The organism is Cryobacterium sp. Y57, assembly GCF_002929505.1.
Classification (GTDB): Bacteria; Actinomycetota; Actinomycetes; order Actinomycetales; family Microbacteriaceae; genus Cryobacterium.
In genome coordinates this window covers 245,841-260,747 of sequence record NZ_PJJL01000073.1, presented here as the reverse complement: position 1 = coordinate 260,747, position 14,907 = coordinate 245,841, and the positions used below count along the sequence as shown (strand labels likewise).

The window sequence follows — 14,907 nt, the reverse complement described above, 5'->3', positions numbered from 1 at the left end:
TTTTGTTCAGCTCGTTCGCCCATCTCTGCGTGAAAGGAGCACCGGTGACAGCCGACTCGGCCCTGCCCACCGAAACGGCGCCTGGCGACGCGCTCGAACCTACCGGCGCTCCCGATGCCGCCGCTGTGCTCGCCTCGGCGGTCGCCCTCGATTCCGAGCGGGCAGTGGATGCTGTAGCCACCCTGCTGCGCGGCAAACGTGCCGCCGTCCTCACCGGTGCCGGACTCAGCACCGATTCCGGCATTCCGGACTATCGGGGCGCGGGGGCACCGATCCGCACTCCGATGACCTTTCAGACCTTCGTCGCCGATGAACGATCGCGCAAACGCTACTGGGCTGGCAGCCATTTGGGCTGGCGAGTGTTCCGCCAGGCTGAACCCAACCTCGGGCATCGCTCGCTGGTGCAGTTGGAAAACGCCGGTGCCATCGCCGGCATCATCACCCAGAACGTAGATGGCCTGCATACCCGCGCCGGCTCACGCCATGTCGTCGAACTGCACGGCTCCCTCGACCGGGTGATCTGTCTGACCTGTGGCCAGGCGTTCGGCCGGGACAGCATCGCTGCCAGGCTCGAAACGGACAATCCCGTGCTCCGCCACCCGGAAAGCATCCGCATAGCTCCCGACGGCGATGCCGACGTGGGAAATATCGATGACTTCGTCGTGCCGAACTGCACGGTGTGCGGGGGCATGCTCAAGCCAAACGTTGTCTTTTTCGGTGAGCTCGTTCCCACGGAAACATTTCTCGAGGCATCCGCTGTGATCCAGGGCGCCGACGCCCTCGTCGTGGCAGGATCTTCGCTGGCCGTCAATTCCGGCATCCGCCTGGTGGAACAGGCTCGTCGGCGCAGGCTGCCCATCATTGTCATCAACCGCGGCGTCACCAAGGGTGATGGGCGTGCGCTGCACAAACTCGAAGCCGGTACCTCCGAAACCCTCGCCGCCTTGACCGAACGACTGCTGGGCTGACCGTTCGTGTCCGCCCGGCGAAGCACCAATCCGACTGGTGAATCACGCACGACCGTTTTCTCCATCGTGCGCCACGGCCAGACCGATTGGAATCTGCACCAGCGCATTCAAGGTCGCACGGATATCCCGCTCAACGCTGCTGGGCGGGCTGAGGTGGTTGCAGCGGCGGCGCGCCTGCGGAACCGACACTGGAATGCAATAGCGACCAGCCCGCTGCTGCGCGCCGCTGAATCAGCCACAATCATTGCCACCGAACTCGGGCTGGACGAACCCGTCGTGATTCCCTCCCTGACCGAACGCCACCATGGCGCTATCGAGGGGCTCACCTTCACTGAACGCCAACACCGGTTTCCCGACGGTGTGGCCGTTCCTGGCCTCGAAACCCGCCGCGACGTCGTCGACCGAGTGCTCGCAGCGCTGGCGGGGTTGGCCGTCGGGCGCGCCGGTCAGTCCGTTCTGATATTGAGCCATGGCGGGATCATTGGTGCGTTGCTGCGTCACCTCACCGACGGGGACCGCCCGCGTCACGGCGAGTTCATTGCCAATGGATCGGTGCACGATTTTCGGTGGGAGAACGATCAGCTATCACTGACCCACTTCGATGCGACGATCCGATCGCCCGGCGATCGTGGCGAGGCTGTCGCGCCGGCGTTACCCTGACCCTGCGACGCTTGGTCGTGCGGGAAAACCATGTCGGAGACAATCGCACAGTCTAGTTGCGGCACCCGTCACGCGATGGGTTTTGTCCCCTCCAACACCCCGAGCAGCGTGCGGGCCGACTCCGCCCAGGTGAACCGAGCGGCCTGCTTGATCGAGAGAGCCGATCGCGTTTCCCACTCCCCCGGAAGCGCCAGGCGACGCACGGCTGCTGCGATTGCGTCAGCACTGCGCGGATCGAAGTACAGCGCGGCAGCTCCGCCGATCTCACGAAAGATTGCGATATCGCTGACCACAACGGGAATGCCGAGGCCCATCGCCTCAACCAGGGGAATTCCAAAGCCCTCATCGAGAGAGGCGGTCACGAGCGCCGTCGCCGAGCGCACCAGGCGGTGATACTCCTCATCGGTCACCCCATCATGAAAGACCAGCCGGGCTTGCGTTGCCAAACGGGTCAGCCGTGTTCGTTCCGTCGCCGACACCCGGCTGAGCAGGTGCAGTTCGTGATCTGGCAGGTCAGCCAGAGCCATGACCAGCGTGTCGAGGTTCTTGTACGGCATGAACGACCCCATGTAAATCAGGCGGGTCGTTTCCGGCATACTCCGGTGGGTAGGGGCGCCGGGAACAGGGTCGGCGGCGTTCGGCACCACGGTGATCGGCCGCCGGGTGAGGTGATGCTCGTTGATCAGTGAACGGGTGGTTTCGGACACGGTCACAATGCCGTCGGCGCCGTTCAGCAGCATCCGTTGCGGCCAAAAGGAGAGGTGATAGGCGCGCCAGAGCAGCCGGATCAACGGTGCAAGGTCATGCGGGGGTGTGCGATTGCGGTAATAGATGAGGTCGTGCACGGTTAGGAACAACCGGTATTTGCGGCCCCAAGAACCCATGGTCTGCATGGGGCTGAAAACGACGTCGGGCTGCAACCGGTTGACCGCGAGAGCGATGAACGGTTCGAGCAGACTGGTCGGGGCGCGTACGAGCTGCCAGGGCAGGGCGGGTAGCATCCCGAGCTGGCGGTGGTCACTGATCAGCATGGTGAGCGGATGCAATCGGCCCAGTTCTGTGACCAGGCCAGCGATGTATCGGCTGATGCCGTCGTGGTGATCCAGACGCACGTAGCGGCAGTCGACGACGATTCTCATGCTGGTCGGTCTTCCGCGAGAAATTCACGGATGAACTCGGCGGCCGGTTTCGGCTTCTCGTAGTGGATGAGGTGGCCGACTCCGTTGATGACCCGCAGCGTGGCGTTCGGAAACAGCGACTGCAGTCGGTACTGCGCGGCAATCGGCGTGATGTCGTCTTTGTCGGCCGCGATCAACAGCGTGGGTTGCCGGATGCGTGCAGCGAACTCGCTCACGTCATGACTAACCGAAGCGGCGAACACCTCCATCACGACTCGACGGTTGGCGAAGACGCTGAAGTAACGGTCGTGCTGGTTGTGAATCCAGCGCCGCAGGCCCGGATCACGCGTCTTGGCCATGCTCACGCTCATGATGCGCACGATGGCTCGGTTCTGCAGCAAGGCATAGCCCCAGCGATCCGGCAGGCTCGCAGCAGTCCAGTAGTAGAACACGGCCAGTCGGGTCAGCACACCGCGCGGCCCGGACAGTGCCGGCGCGGCGATCGGATTGACCAGGACGACGTCGTGCGTCACCAGTCCGTCGGCCACGGCCGCAGCGACCACGATCGAGCCGAAAGAGTGGCCCAGCACGACCAACCGCCCCGCCGGGGCCAACACGCGGACAAATTCCTCGAGCCAATCGACGTATGCCGCCAACGAGTGCACGCCTCCGGGCAGTGGCGCTGATCCGCCGAAACCGGGCAGGTCGGGTGCCACGATACGCAGGTCGACCGGGTTTGCACCGTCGCCCAGCAGTTCCGCCACGACCAGTTGCAGACCGTGGTGATCGCCCCGAAACCCATGCACAAGTACAAGGGTTGTCGGGGCATCGGGGTCGCCGTATTCCCAGTACCGCGTGTCTGTGCGCTGGCGGTCTGTGCCGGGAACGGACGCAGTGACCTCACGCACGGGGAGGCGCCGTAAAAGCCTGTCGTAGGGAGAAGAAACGATCACCGGACCTAGTTTAGACGCGACACTTATTCAAGGCTGGACGTGCACCGGGGTGGCCGATCTAGACTCAATCCATCAGACGCATCGAGAGAGCCCTTTTTGCGGGGAAGGAAGGAAAGCCGTGAGCTTTACCGCACCCATTCAGTTGCCCGGTTTGGCCCTCGATCCGCGGTGGTATCGCCGCGCCGTCTTCTATGAGGTGATGGTTCGGTCGTTCGTCGACAGTAATGCCGACGGCTCCGGAGATCTGGCCGGCCTCGTCTCAAAGCTCGATTACCTGCAGTGGCTCGGCATCGACGCACTGTGGATTCCACCGTTCTTCAACTCACCGTTGAAAGACGGTGGCTACGACGTGGCCGACTACCGCACGATTTTGCCGGAATTCGGTACCCTCGAAGAATTTAAAGACCTCGTGACCAAAGCGCACGAACGAAATATGCGCATCGTGATCGATTTCCCGCTGAACCACACGTCTGACCAGCACGAATGGTTTCAGCAATCCCGTGAGGACCCTGAGGGGCCATACGGAGATTTCTACGTCTGGAGCGACACCGACGAGCGGTACCCCAACATTCGCATCATCTTCACTGACACCGAGGAATCGAACTGGGCCTTCGACCCAGTGCGTCGGCAGTTCTTCTTCCACCGGTTCTTCTCGCACCAGCCCGACCTCAATTTTGAGAACCCGGCCGTGCAGGAAGCCATTTTTGATGTCATACGGTTCTGGCTCGATCTTGGTGTCGATGGCTTTCGCCTGGATGCGATTCCGTACCTGTTCGAGTCCGAAGAGGGTAACGGTGAGGGCGAGCCGCCCACCCACGAGTTCGTCAAGCGGCTGCGTGCCCTGGTCGATCGGGAATATCCCGGTCGAGTCATGATCGCCGAAGCCAACCAATGGCCGCGCGAGGTTGCCGCATTCTTCGGCACCGAAGATGAACCGGAATGCCACATGGCATTCGATTTTCCGGTGATGCCGCGAATCTTTTACTCGCTGCGCTCCCAGCAGGCCAACGAACTGGTGCGCGTGCTTTCCGAAACGACCGACATTCCTCATGGTACCGGCTGGGGCGTGTTTCTGCGCAACCACGACGAGCTCACCCTTGAGATGGTCAGTGAGGAATACCGCCAAGCCATGTACGGCTGGTATGCCTACGACCCACGAATGCGCGCCAACATCGGCATTCGCAGACGACTGGCACCTCTACTCGATAACTCCCGAGCGGAACTCGAGCTGGCCCATGCCCTGCTCTTTGCCCTCCCGGGTAGCCCGTTTCTGTACTACGGCGACGAGATCGGCATGGGCGACAACATCTGGTTGCCCGACCGGGATAGTTCCCGTACCCCGATGCAATGGACCCCTGATCGCAATGCCGGTTTCTCCGATGCCGACCCCGGCAAGCTGTTCCTGCCAATCGTGCAGTCTCTCGTCTACAACTTCACGCAGACCAACGTGGAGTCACAACTCGCCCAATCCGGTTCGCTTTTGCATTGGATTCGCAATGTGATCCACGTACGCAAGGCGCATCCAACCTTCGGGCTCGGCGCGATCCGCGTGCTCAAGACCAACCATGAATCCGTACTCGTATTCATCCGCAACTATGCGGGCTCCGGTTCTATGTTCGGCGATCAGCCGGAAACCGTGATGTGCGTGTTCAGTTTCTCGCACAACCCGGTCGCGTTCACGATCGATGATGTGGACATGGCCGGGACGCGGCTGTACGACTTATTCGGCGGCGCAGTCTTTCCCAGTTTCACTGAAGAAGGCTCACTCACGCTCACGCTCGGGGCGCAGAGTTTTTACTGGTTACACTGCGGCTGACCACGTTGGCCGTTCGCTGGCCCGATCGTGACGAACTCCAAGTGAACGTTCATTGTCGTGATCGTGCGCACGACGTATCCTTGGCGTAAGCAAGCCATCCAAAGCCTGGAGGCCGGTCGTGGCTCAATGGACCAGTACCGAAGACGGTGTCGAGAACGCTGCCTTGTGCGCCCATTTTCTTGAGGCCTTACCCGTGAACGGCGCCGCCGTTTCGGTTTTCGTCGGTGCGGTACCCGAGGCGGTCGTCTGTGCCACCGATCGCCTCGCCGCTCGGCTCGACGAACTGCAGTTCGATCTTGGCGAGGGACCGCGTTGGGAAGCGGCCCGCACGCGACTTCCCGTTTTGGAACCTCGGGTGCAAGAGGTGGAGCATCCGTTGTGGCCGGTCTTCCACATGGCGCTGATGGACACTTCGGTCAAAGCGCTCTTCGTATTCCCGCTGACGCTCGGCGCGCTCAATGTCGGTATCGTCGAGCTGTACAGCACAACCACCGGAGCGCTTGATCGCGCGGACCGCGCAAAAGCGTTGGTACTAGCCACCGAGACCGCTTGGAACCTGCTCGACCATCTGCTTCGATTGCAGGAGGCCGCTACCGGCGAAACGTCGTTGACGTCTCAAGCAGCCGCGGAGTCCCCACTGTCACGCCGGGAAATTCATCAGGCGACCGGGATGGTGTTGGTGCAGATGAACGTCACACCGACGGATGCCCTGCTGCTGCTACGCGCGCACGCCTTCTCCCACGGCAAAACAGTGCGCGCCATCGCAGGCGACGTAGTTGCTCGGCGCCTGCAATTCAGCCCGGACACCGAAGGCCCGTGAAATACGTCGCTGCAACTTGATTCGATGTGAATCGACTCGGGAGACATTTACTCGGGACAGCTGACATATCGTCAGTAAAAGTTCTAGACTCCTTCCATGATCACCCTGGCTCGCGCCTCACTGGTGAGCGCCGCCTTCATGAAGTTGACGGACACTCTCGTGGGCGAATATGACGTTCTCGACGTACTTCATACTCTGGTGGAGTCGTGCGTCGAGGTGCTCGACGCCACGGCGGCTCGTCTGCTGCTGGCCGACCCGAGCGGGGAACTCCAGGTCGTGGCTTCGACGAGCGAAGAGAGCTACCTTGTTGAGGTTCTGCAACAGCAGGCTGGCGCGGGTCCGTGTGTGGACTGCTATCTCACGGGCACAGTCGTCACTCTGGGCGACATCGCAGCATGTCAGGACACCTACCCAGATTTTGCAGCCGCTGCGTTGTCTCAGGGATTTCACTCAGTGCATGCCATTCCAATGCGGGTGCGCCATCGGGCGATCGGGGCGCTCAACCTGTTTCGCTCTGACACCGGTGACGTCACCCCCGAAGACGCCGTGATCGGCCAGGCCCTGGCCGATGTCGCAACGATCAGTATTTTGCAGGAACGTACCGTGCATGAAGATGCCGTCGTCAACGAACAGTTGCAGCGCGCACTGAACAGTCGCATTCTGATCGAACAGGCCAAGGGAGTCATCGCCCAGGTGAGCATGGTCAACATGGACGAAGCCTTCAAACGACTGCGAGCGGATGCTCGGGCGAATAATCACACCATGCGCGAAAGTGCTGAAAACGTCATCAATCGAAGTGTGCACCTCTAAATTCACTCTGGGACCCACGTTCCCCGGCACGCCCAACCAGAGCACCAGTTAGTGCTGCGGAACGTGTCGGCGGTCGCCCCTAGGCTGGAAGTATGAGCACTTGGAGCGATCACCTCGCCGTATTCGACCTTGAAACTACCGGCATCGATGTAGAAACGTGTCGTATCGTGTCGGCCACTGTCGCCGTCATCGACGCCAGCGGTACGGCGGTGGAGCGCATTGATTGGCTGGTTGATCCGGGGATCGAGATTCCGGCTGGCGCCACCACCGTGCACGGCATCACAACAGAACATGCCGTGGAGCACGGCCGCATGGCAGCCGAGGCTGTGGCCGAGATCGTCGGTGCGCTCCGTGGTCATCTGAGCGACGGCCTGCCGATTGTGGCCTACAACGCTCCCTACGACCTCACCTTGCTCGACCGCGAAGCCCTGCGCTATGGTATCGTTCCCCTGATCTCCCCCCGCCCGGTCGTTGATCCTCTCGTCATCGACAAAGCCGTCGATAAGTATCGAAAGGGCAAGCGCACCCTCGAGGTCACGAGCGCGTTCTACGGAGTCAGCCTGGAAGATGCGCACGATGCCGGAGCCGATGCGATCGCCGCCGGGCGTGTCGCTCAAGCGATCCATCGCGCGCACGAAGATGCTCTACCAACCACTCTCGACGAGATGCATTCTCTGCAGGTCACCTGGTATCGCCAACAGGCCGAAAGCTTTCAGGAGTACATGCGGCGCGCCCGCGATCCCGAGTTTCTGGCCGACACCGCCTGGCCCCAGCGTTGATTCAGACGGCGTTGCTCAGGTAGTTGGTGCCTGGGTAGTTGCGGACTGGGTAGTTGCTGACCGGGTAGTTGCGGAACAGAGAAATTGCTCAAGCCGAAATCGCTGAACTGGCCCCAGCATTCAACTCGGATCCCAAACAAAAAAAGCGACCAGCAGAAGCTGGTCGCTTTTTTGTTCCGAGCGTGCGAGTTCGCAATAAACCCGGTGTTATTTGCCGAAGCCTTTGTAGCGCGAGTTGAACTTTTCGACGCGGCCGGCGGAGTCCATGATGCGCTGTTTACCCGTGTAGAACGGGTGCGATTCGGAGGAGATTTCCACGTCGATGACCGGGTACGTGGTTCCGTCTTCCCACTCGATGGTCTTCTTGCTCGAGACCGTCGACCGGGTCAGGAAGGTCGCACCGGAGGCGAGATCGCGAAACACGACGGCAGCGTACTCGGGATGAATATCAGACTTCATGAAGATTTCCTTTTGCACTTCTGGTGAACAGACTTGTAACTGGTCACAGTGCTGTTCGATTGTTGGGCACCACTCGACGCATACTCACAGGACGACGACGAGCTGGTTGGCCTGATGGCCAGCCCTTCACCCTAGCAGACCTTACTTTCAGTAAGAGAGCCTCGGACTTGACGTCGTCGTGTCGCGGCGTTCTGTTTAGACAGCGCGCGCCGCGAAGCGGCCGTCGTTCTCGATGAGTTCGATATTCAAGCCGAACGCTTCGCTCAGAGCCGACCCGGTGAGTGCCGTACCAATCGGCCCGGCCGAGACGACCTTGCCACCGGACAGTAATAACACGTGGGTGAATCCCAATGGAATCTCTTCAACGTGGTGGGTGACCATGATGATGGCCGGTGAGTTGGGTTCCTGAGCGAAGCCGCTCAGAAGCTGCAAAAGCGCTTCCCGGGCGCCGAGGTCGAGGCTCGCAGCAGGTTCGTCGAGCAAGAGAATTTCCGGGTCGGTCATGACTGAGCGGGCGATCTGAACCCGCTTCTGTTCTCCATCGCTCAGGGTGCCGAATTCGCGCTCGGCAAGATGATCGAGACTCCATTCCTGCAAAACGCGCTGGGCACGTCGTTCATCGATAGTCTCGTATTCTTCATTCCACCGGCCGGTTACCGAATAGGCCGCGGTCATGACTACGTCGAGGACCTTCTCTTTGGCGGGAACCTTCCGTGCCATGGCCGTCGAGGCAAACCCGATTCGGGGCCGCAGCTCAAAGACATCCGTTCCGCCCAGCGTCTCGTCGAGCACCTCGGCCTGACCGGCCGACGGATGCATGAAAGCTGCAGCAATCTGTAACAGCGTGGTCTTGCCGGCCCCGTTCGGGCCCAGGATGACCCACCGCTGATCGTCGTCGACGCTCCAATTCACTGAGTCGAGGATGGTAGTGCCACCCCGGACGACCGAGACGTCGGTGAAATGCAAAACGTTGACCATATAGCCATGTTATCGGGCGGCGCCGACACACAAATACGCTGGGCTCGCCCTAAGACTGAGAGCGGCACCACCCACGGGGTGGGTCACAGTAGAGACGCATAGATCTCCCGGGTGCGGGTGGCGATTTGACTCCAGCCGAACTCGTGTTCGGCGCGCAGACGACCAGCGCGCCCCATTTCAGCCGCTCGAGTCGGATCGCTCACCACCTCGGTCAGGATGCGGGCGAGGTCAGCGACGAATTGATCGGGATTCACCGGGGTGCCCGTACCGTCGGTGAGTTGCTCAATCGGCACCAGACGTCCGGTTTGACCGTCGGCGACGACTTCGGGGATACCACCGGTAGCGGTCCCGACAACTGCCAACCCACAGGCCATTGCCTCGAGGTTGACAATTCCCAGCGGTTCGTAAATAGACGGGCACACAAAGACGGTGCCGTGCGTAAGTACCGCGGCGAGCTCTGGTTGGGCGAGAAGTCGGTTGATCCAGACGACCCCCGACCGTTCCCGCTGCAATGCCTCGACGCCAGCGGTCACTTCCGCCAGGATTTTTGGAGTGTCCGGCGCACCGGCACACAGTACGAGCTGCACCTCTGACGGCAGCAACGCGGCGGCGCGTAGCAGGTACGGCAGGCCTTTTTGCCGGGTGATGCGACCGACAAAGACGACGGACGGCCGCTCAGGGTCGATTCCCAGCTCCCGGACGACGTCAGCGTCCAGTCTGGGTTTCCAGCGGTCAAGATCGATGCCGTTGTACACGGTGTGCACTCGGCTCTCATCAAGTGCCGGGTAGCTGCGCAGAATGTCGCGCCGCATGCCGTCGCTGACGGCGATCACGGCATCTGCTGCTTCAAAGGCCGTTTTCTCGATCCAGCTGGAGACGCGGTAGCCGCCACCGAGCTGCTCGGCCTTCCACGGTCGCAGGGGTTCGAGGCTGTGGGCCGTGACGACGTGCGGAATTCCATGCAGCATCTGCGCGAGGTGGCCGGCCACATTGGCATACCAGGTGTGCGAGTGCACCAGATCGGCGCCAGCGGCGTCTTGAGCCATCTGCAGGTCAACGCCGAGGGTACCCAGGGTAGCGTTGGCGCTGACCAGCTGTGCCGGAACGTCATAGGCAAAGGTATCGGTGTCCGTGCGGGGTGCACCGAAGCACCGCACCGACACGTCAATATCTTCGCGAAGTGCTCGCACGAGCTCCATTACGTGAACGCCCGCTCCCCCATAGATCTCCGGAGGGTATTCCTTGGTCATCAGATCCACTCGCATGGAGCAAAGGTAGCGCAGCCAAACCCGACCCACATCCCGCCGTGCAACTCGAGATGCACGGTTGGCCCTACTCTGTACACATGAAAGCCACGAAAATCTTTGGAATCGTGCTCGCCGGCGGTGAGGGAAAACGGCTGATGCCGCTGACCGAGGACCGGGCCAAGCCAGCGGTCCCCTTTGGGGGGCATTACCGCTTGGTGGATTTCGCCCTGTCCAACCTGATCAATTCGGGCCTCACCCAGGTCGTTGTGTTGACCCAATACAAATCACATAGTCTCGACCGTCACGTCTCTCAGACTTGGCATATGTCCGGTGGATTGTCCAACTCGTACATCGCCTCCGTGCCCGCTCAGCAGCGTCTCGGCAAGCGTTGGTTCAGCGGCTCGGCTGACGCGATTTTGCAGAGCCTGAATCTCATTCATGACGAGAAACCCGACATCGTTGTCGTCGTGGGTGCCGACCACGTCTATCGCATGGATTTCAGCCAGATGATCGACGCACACATCGCCTCCGGCCTGTCGGCCACGGTCGCCGCGATTCGCCAGCCTATCGGCTTGGCCGACCAGTTTGGCGTCATTGAAGTGGATACCGCCACACCTGAGCGGATCTCCGATTTTCGTGAGAAGCCCAAGGATGCCGTCGGGCTTGCCGACGCCCCCCATGAGGTGTTCGCATCGATGGGTAATTACGTCTTCAACACCGACGCTCTGATCGAGGCGGTGCTGCGCGATGGTGAGCGTACCGATTCGAGCCACGACATGGGCGGTGACATCATTCCCGATTTTGTCTCCCGCGGCGAAGTCGGTGTATACGACCTCCAGCGCAATGTGGTGCCGGGATCAACCGATCGCGATCGGTACTACTGGCGCGATGTGGGAACGATCGACTCGTTCTTCGAGGCCCACCAGGATCTTATTTCGGCGCTGCCCGTGTTCAACCTGTACAACCACGAATGGCCGATATTCAGCATGCAGTTGAACTCGCCGCCGGCTAAATTCGTGCGCGACGGCAAGGGAGCTCTCGGCACCATGATCGACTCCATTGTGTCGCTGGGTTGCGTCATTTCCGGCGCCCACATCGAGCGCAGCGTTCTGGGACCTTGGACCTCGATCGGGTCGGCCTGCGAAGTCATCGACTCGATCGTGTTTGACCGGGTACAGATTCGGCCCAATGCGATCGTGCGTCGTGCCATTCTCGACAAGGAAGTCATCGTCACGGCTGGCGCCATGGTCGGTGTCGATCGTGATCGCGACCTCGCGCGCGGTTTCAGTGTGACCGAATCCGGTATCACCGTCGTCGGTAAGGGGGTGTTCGTTACTCCGTGATCCTCGCAACTGCACCACGCTTTCTGGTCGTGCTCGATGCAGACTCGACTTTGATTCAGGATGAAGTGATCGAGCTGCTGGCGGATGCCGCCGGCTCGCGAGATCTCGTCGCCAACGTGACCGAGCGCGCCATGCGCGGTGAACTTGATTTCGCCGACAGCCTGCGCGAGCGAGTTTTGACTCTGGCGGGACTGCCCGACTCCGTTTTCACCGAGGTGGGGCAGCGCATCCGCCCGACCGAGGGGGTGGAGGAGCTCATTGCCGGCATTCATGCCGCCGGGGGCCTCGTGGGCGTCGTGTCCGGCGGCTTTCACGAATTGCTCGATCCCCTCGCAGCCGACCTCAAAGTCGACCATTGGCGGGCCAACCGACTTGAAGTCGAAGCCGGCCGCCTGACCGGGCGGGTCCTCGGACCGATCATCGACGCCGAGGCCAAAGCAGTCGCCCTACGCGAATGGGCGGCTCAGGAACGTATCGCCCAGTCGCAGACGGTCGCAGTCGGCGATGGCGCCAACGACCTGCGCATGATGGATGCCGCCGGCCTCGCCGTCGCGTTCAACGCCAAGCCACAGGTCAAGCGTGCGGCCGACCTCGTGATCGACCGCTGCGACCTCAGCCAGGTGCTGCCGTTGCTTGGCCTGCGCGGCTGACGAGGTGCGTGCCTCCCGGCTGCTTGTTCAGTGGCCCATTCCCAGGCCGCCATCGACGGGAATAACGGCACCGGAAATGTAGCCGGCGTCGTCACTGGCCAGCCACGTGACAGCGCGAGCAACTTCTAATGGAGTGGCAAAACGGCCGGCTGGGATGTTGCGCTTGTAGTCTGCCTGCTGCTTTTCGGGAAGAGCAGCGGTCATGTCGGTTTCGATAAAACCTGGAGCGATGACGTTGGCGGTAATGCCGCGAGCACCGAGCTCGCGTGTGATCGAGCGGGCCAGGCCGATCAGTCCACTCTTCGATGCCGAATAATTCACCTGTCCCGGTGACCCATACAGTCCGACCACGCTGGAAATCAACACGATACGACCGAAACGGGCTTTGAGCATGCCTTTGCTCGCCCTTTTGACCACGCGGAAGGCCCCGTTAAGGTTCGTGTCGATCACCGACGTGAAATCATCATCGGACATGCGCATGAGCAGGGTGTCGCGGGTGATTCCGGCGTTCGCAACGACGACCTCAACCGGACCGTATGTCGCCTCAATCTCGGTATACGCGGCGTCGATCGACGCGGCGTCGGTCACGTCGGCGCGCACGGTGAGGCTACCGGCCGGTCCGTGTCCAGACCGCGAAGTCACAGCAACGCGATGGCCCTGGGCGAGAAATTCCTCCGCGATGGCAAAACCGATGCCGCGGTTACCGCCGGTAACGAGCACTGTTCGAGCCGTTGTCATAAAGTTCCTCTTCTGTTGTTCACTCAGCTGTGGGCTGCCGGTAAAGACTTTTACAAAATACCCGGCAGATTCAAGTTTAAGGCGTGCAAGAATCACGCCACACAGTCGTAGGCTGGTAGCAGTGGACTATTCCCCGCTGACTAACCCGATGACGAACCCGACGGACCCATGAAGCAGCAGTCGATCACTTCGCTCCCCGCCTCTCCGGAGGTTGAACGACGCAACCGGATGATCAAGTACTCCATTGCGATGGGTATTCGTATCGTGTGCATTGTGCTGATGCTGTTTGTGCAGGGTTGGTGGCTTCTCCTCTGCGCCATCGGTGCGATCGTGCTTCCCTACTTCGCGGTCGTGGTTGCGAACGTGCAGGTCGCGCCGCGCGGAGCCGAAGTTTTACGGCCCGGTACCGTCGCGACGTTCCGCAACACCGACGACGAGGTTCGGTAATTGACCGCGCGGCCGCTCGGTTCGGTCCGATGATCGGACTGGGCGCGCCCATGCACACGTCAACCTGCTCACGCGCAGACTGCCGAAATGTGGGTCAGTGGCGTCTGGATTGGCGCAACCCGCGCATCCACTCGACTGACCGCGTCAAAACCTGGTTGGCCTGCGACGACCATGTCGACTACCTGCGTGAATTTCTCACCGCCCGTGATTTTCCGCTCGCCGTGAGCCCGCTTGCGCTCGTCGGGCCAGAGCGCGCTGGAGATGCGCAATGACGGGCTGGCAGTTCGCCTTCAGTCGGCGCTGGGCAGGGTATCTGGTACTCGCCATTCTCTTCGCCGCGGTGTGTTCCGGACTCGGCGTCTGGCAACTCGCCCGTCGTGATGAAGCCCTCACCGAGCTGTTCAAGATTGAATCCAACTTTGACTCGAGCCCTGTTCCCGTCGTCGAAGCGCTCCCCGACCTGACGTCCTTCGACGACTCCCAGAAATGGATGCCGGTGAAGCTCACCGGCACCTACCTCATAGACGAGGAAATGCTCGCGCGCAACCGCCCCCTCAACGTCAACCCGGGCTTTGAGGTGCTGACGCCGCTACGGCTTTCCGATGGCACGATTTTCATCGTCAACCGCGGTTGGCTGCCGACCGGCCAGGAGCAGGATGCTCCCGACACCGTCCCGGCACCGCCGAGCGGAACCGTCACCGTCGTAGCTCGGCTCAAAGCTACCGAACCCGACCTCCCCGGTCGCACGGCGAGCGGTAACCAAGTGGCAACGATCAACCTCACCTCTATCGCCGAGCGGCTCAACGCGCCGACCTACACCGGAGCATACGGCCTCATGGACTCGGAAAGTCCCGCGCCGAACGAGAAACGCCCGATCGCTGTGGTCAAACCGATCCGCGATGAGGGCCCCCACCTCTCGTACGCCTTTCAGTGGTTTGTGTTCGGTCTGCTCGCCTTCATCGGCCTCGGCTGGGCCCTGCGCGAGGAATACCGCAGCGTGAATGCCGAAGATCCAGAAGAGCGCGCTCGCGCCGATGAGCGTGCCCGCAAGCGGGCCGCAAAACCGCGCGACGACGCAGAAATTGAAGATGCGCTGCTCGACCACCAACTGACCTAAGTCA

The 14,907-nt window shown here is 61.4% G+C and carries 17 protein-coding genes; 11 read left to right on the top strand and 6 right to left on the bottom strand.

What is annotated here, in order from left to right; genetic code table 11:
- The first annotated feature begins 125 nt into the window (after positions 1-125).
- Positions 126-968 carry a Sir2 family NAD-dependent protein deacetylase gene (locus CXY72_RS18515; RefSeq protein WP_104129226.1) on the top strand — a complete coding sequence of 281 codons (843 nt, stop codon included), beginning with the start codon at positions 126-128 and terminating at the stop codon, positions 966-968.
- 6 nt (positions 969-974) lie between these two features.
- Complete coding sequence (locus CXY72_RS18510) at positions 975-1,628, top strand: histidine phosphatase family protein (protein ID WP_104129116.1); 654 nt, start codon at positions 975-977, stop codon at positions 1,626-1,628.
- A 68-nt stretch (positions 1,629-1,696) separates the two neighbouring features.
- Here the strand turns inward: CXY72_RS18510 and CXY72_RS18505 are convergent, their stop codons facing one another.
- Both CXY72_RS18505 and CXY72_RS18500 read right to left on the bottom strand, forming a co-directional pair.
- Positions 1,697-2,767 (bottom strand): glycosyltransferase family 1 protein, encoded by a 1,071-nt coding sequence (locus CXY72_RS18505; protein WP_104129115.1) that lies wholly within the window; start codon positions 2,765-2,767, stop codon positions 1,697-1,699.
- Positions 2,764-3,699 (bottom strand): alpha/beta fold hydrolase, encoded by a 936-nt coding sequence (locus tag CXY72_RS18500; protein ID WP_104129114.1) that lies wholly within the window; start codon positions 3,697-3,699, stop codon positions 2,764-2,766. The genes CXY72_RS18505 and CXY72_RS18500 overlap by 4 nt, the downstream gene beginning before the upstream one ends.
- Positions 3,700-3,817: 118 nt before the next feature.
- Between CXY72_RS18500 and treS the strand changes: the two genes are divergently transcribed.
- From treS to CXY72_RS18480, 4 genes are all read left to right on the top strand, one after another.
- Positions 3,818-5,515, top strand: coding sequence for a maltose alpha-D-glucosyltransferase (treS, locus tag CXY72_RS18495; RefSeq protein WP_104129113.1), 1,698 nt, complete (start codon positions 3,818-3,820; stop codon positions 5,513-5,515).
- A gap of 118 nt (positions 5,516-5,633) precedes the next feature.
- Positions 5,634-6,335 carry a GAF and ANTAR domain-containing protein gene (locus CXY72_RS18490; RefSeq protein WP_104129112.1) on the top strand — a complete coding sequence of 234 codons (702 nt, stop codon included), beginning with the start codon at positions 5,634-5,636 and terminating at the stop codon, positions 6,333-6,335.
- 96 nt (positions 6,336-6,431) lie between these two features.
- Complete coding sequence (locus tag CXY72_RS18485; RefSeq protein ID WP_104129111.1) at positions 6,432-7,145, top strand: GAF and ANTAR domain-containing protein; 714 nt, start codon at positions 6,432-6,434, stop codon at positions 7,143-7,145.
- A gap of 92 nt (positions 7,146-7,237) precedes the next feature.
- Positions 7,238-7,924, top strand: a complete 687-nt coding sequence (locus tag CXY72_RS18480) for an exonuclease domain-containing protein (RefSeq protein WP_104129110.1) — start codon at positions 7,238-7,240, stop codon at positions 7,922-7,924.
- A gap of 207 nt (positions 7,925-8,131) precedes the next feature.
- On the opposite strand, the gene CXY72_RS18475 is transcribed toward CXY72_RS18480, so the two are convergent.
- From CXY72_RS18475 to glgA, 3 genes are all read right to left on the bottom strand, one after another.
- Positions 8,132-8,383 carry a type B 50S ribosomal protein L31 gene (locus CXY72_RS18475; RefSeq protein WP_092107894.1) on the bottom strand — a complete coding sequence of 84 codons (252 nt, stop codon included), beginning with the start codon at positions 8,381-8,383 and terminating at the stop codon, positions 8,132-8,134.
- Positions 8,384-8,578: 195 nt separating this feature from the next.
- Positions 8,579-9,361, bottom strand: a complete 783-nt coding sequence (locus tag CXY72_RS18470) for an ABC transporter ATP-binding protein (RefSeq protein ID WP_104129109.1) — start codon at positions 9,359-9,361, stop codon at positions 8,579-8,581.
- 83 nt (positions 9,362-9,444) lie between these two features.
- Positions 9,445-10,626, bottom strand: coding sequence for a glycogen synthase (gene glgA, locus CXY72_RS18465; RefSeq protein WP_104129108.1), 1,182 nt, complete (start codon positions 10,624-10,626; stop codon positions 9,445-9,447).
- Positions 10,627-10,706: 80 nt separating this feature from the next.
- Here glgA and CXY72_RS18460 point away from each other — a divergent pair, with 80 nt between their 5' ends.
- Together CXY72_RS18460 and serB are read left to right on the top strand one after the other, a co-directional pair.
- Entirely contained in the window at positions 10,707-11,951 is a 1,245-nt protein-coding gene (locus CXY72_RS18460) for a glucose-1-phosphate adenylyltransferase (protein ID WP_104129107.1), read from the top strand.
- Positions 11,948-12,601: a phosphoserine phosphatase SerB gene (gene serB, locus CXY72_RS18455; RefSeq protein WP_233197936.1), complete on the top strand. Its 654-nt coding sequence runs from the start codon at positions 11,948-11,950 to the stop codon at positions 12,599-12,601. The genes CXY72_RS18460 and serB overlap by 4 nt, the downstream gene beginning before the upstream one ends.
- 27 nt (positions 12,602-12,628) lie before the next feature.
- On the opposite strand, the gene CXY72_RS18450 is transcribed toward serB, so the two are convergent.
- The gene (locus tag CXY72_RS18450) at positions 12,629-13,339 is read right to left on the bottom strand and encodes a beta-ketoacyl-ACP reductase (protein ID WP_104129106.1); all 711 of its coding nucleotides are present in this window, start codon (positions 13,337-13,339) and stop codon (positions 12,629-12,631) included.
- Positions 13,340-13,507: 168 nt separating this feature from the next.
- Here CXY72_RS18450 and CXY72_RS18445 point away from each other — a divergent pair, with 168 nt between their 5' ends.
- The 3 genes from CXY72_RS18445 to CXY72_RS18435 all read left to right on the top strand — a co-directional run bounded on the left by CXY72_RS18445 (position 13,508) and on the right by CXY72_RS18435 (position 14,903).
- Positions 13,508-13,786 carry a DUF3099 domain-containing protein gene (locus CXY72_RS18445; protein WP_104129105.1) on the top strand — a complete coding sequence of 93 codons (279 nt, stop codon included), beginning with the start codon at positions 13,508-13,510 and terminating at the stop codon, positions 13,784-13,786.
- An 89-nt stretch (positions 13,787-13,875) separates the two neighbouring features.
- Positions 13,876-14,058, top strand: coding sequence for a hypothetical protein (locus tag CXY72_RS18440; protein ID WP_370446282.1), 183 nt, complete (start codon positions 13,876-13,878; stop codon positions 14,056-14,058).
- Positions 14,055-14,903, top strand: a complete 849-nt coding sequence (locus CXY72_RS18435; RefSeq protein WP_104129103.1) for an SURF1 family protein — start codon at positions 14,055-14,057, stop codon at positions 14,901-14,903. Before CXY72_RS18440 ends, CXY72_RS18435 begins: the two co-directional genes overlap by 4 nt.
- The last annotated feature ends 4 nt before the right edge of the window (positions 14,904-14,907 follow it).

What these genes read in the sequence shown, in the direction of transcription:
- CXY72_RS18485 (WP_104129111.1), top strand. Translation starts at nt 6,432, where the DNA reads ATGATCACCCTGGCTCGCGCCTCACTGGTGAGCGCCGCCTTCATGAAG.
- CXY72_RS18480 (WP_104129110.1), top strand. Translation starts at nt 7,238, where the DNA reads ATGAGCACTTGGAGCGATCACCTCGCCGTATTCGACCTTGAAACTACC.
- CXY72_RS18470 (WP_104129109.1), bottom strand. Translation starts at nt 9,361, where the DNA reads ATGGTCAACGTTTTGCATTTCACCGACGTCTCGGTCGTCCGGGGTGGC.
- CXY72_RS18450 (WP_104129106.1), bottom strand. Translation starts at nt 13,339, where the DNA reads ATGACAACGGCTCGAACAGTGCTCGTTACCGGCGGTAACCGCGGCATC.
- CXY72_RS18445 (WP_104129105.1), top strand. Translation starts at nt 13,508, where the DNA reads ATGAAGCAGCAGTCGATCACTTCGCTCCCCGCCTCTCCGGAGGTTGAA.
- CXY72_RS18505 (WP_104129115.1), bottom strand. Translation starts at nt 2,767, where the DNA reads ATGAGAATCGTCGTCGACTGCCGCTACGTGCGTCTGGATCACCACGAC.
- CXY72_RS18475 (WP_092107894.1), bottom strand. Translation starts at nt 8,383, where the DNA reads ATGAAGTCTGATATTCATCCCGAGTACGCTGCCGTCGTGTTTCGCGAT.
- glgA (WP_104129108.1), bottom strand. Translation starts at nt 10,626, where the DNA reads ATGCGAGTGGATCTGATGACCAAGGAATACCCTCCGGAGATCTATGGG.
- CXY72_RS18460 (WP_104129107.1), top strand. Translation starts at nt 10,707, where the DNA reads ATGAAAGCCACGAAAATCTTTGGAATCGTGCTCGCCGGCGGTGAGGGA.
- CXY72_RS18435 (WP_104129103.1), top strand. Translation starts at nt 14,055, where the DNA reads ATGACGGGCTGGCAGTTCGCCTTCAGTCGGCGCTGGGCAGGGTATCTG.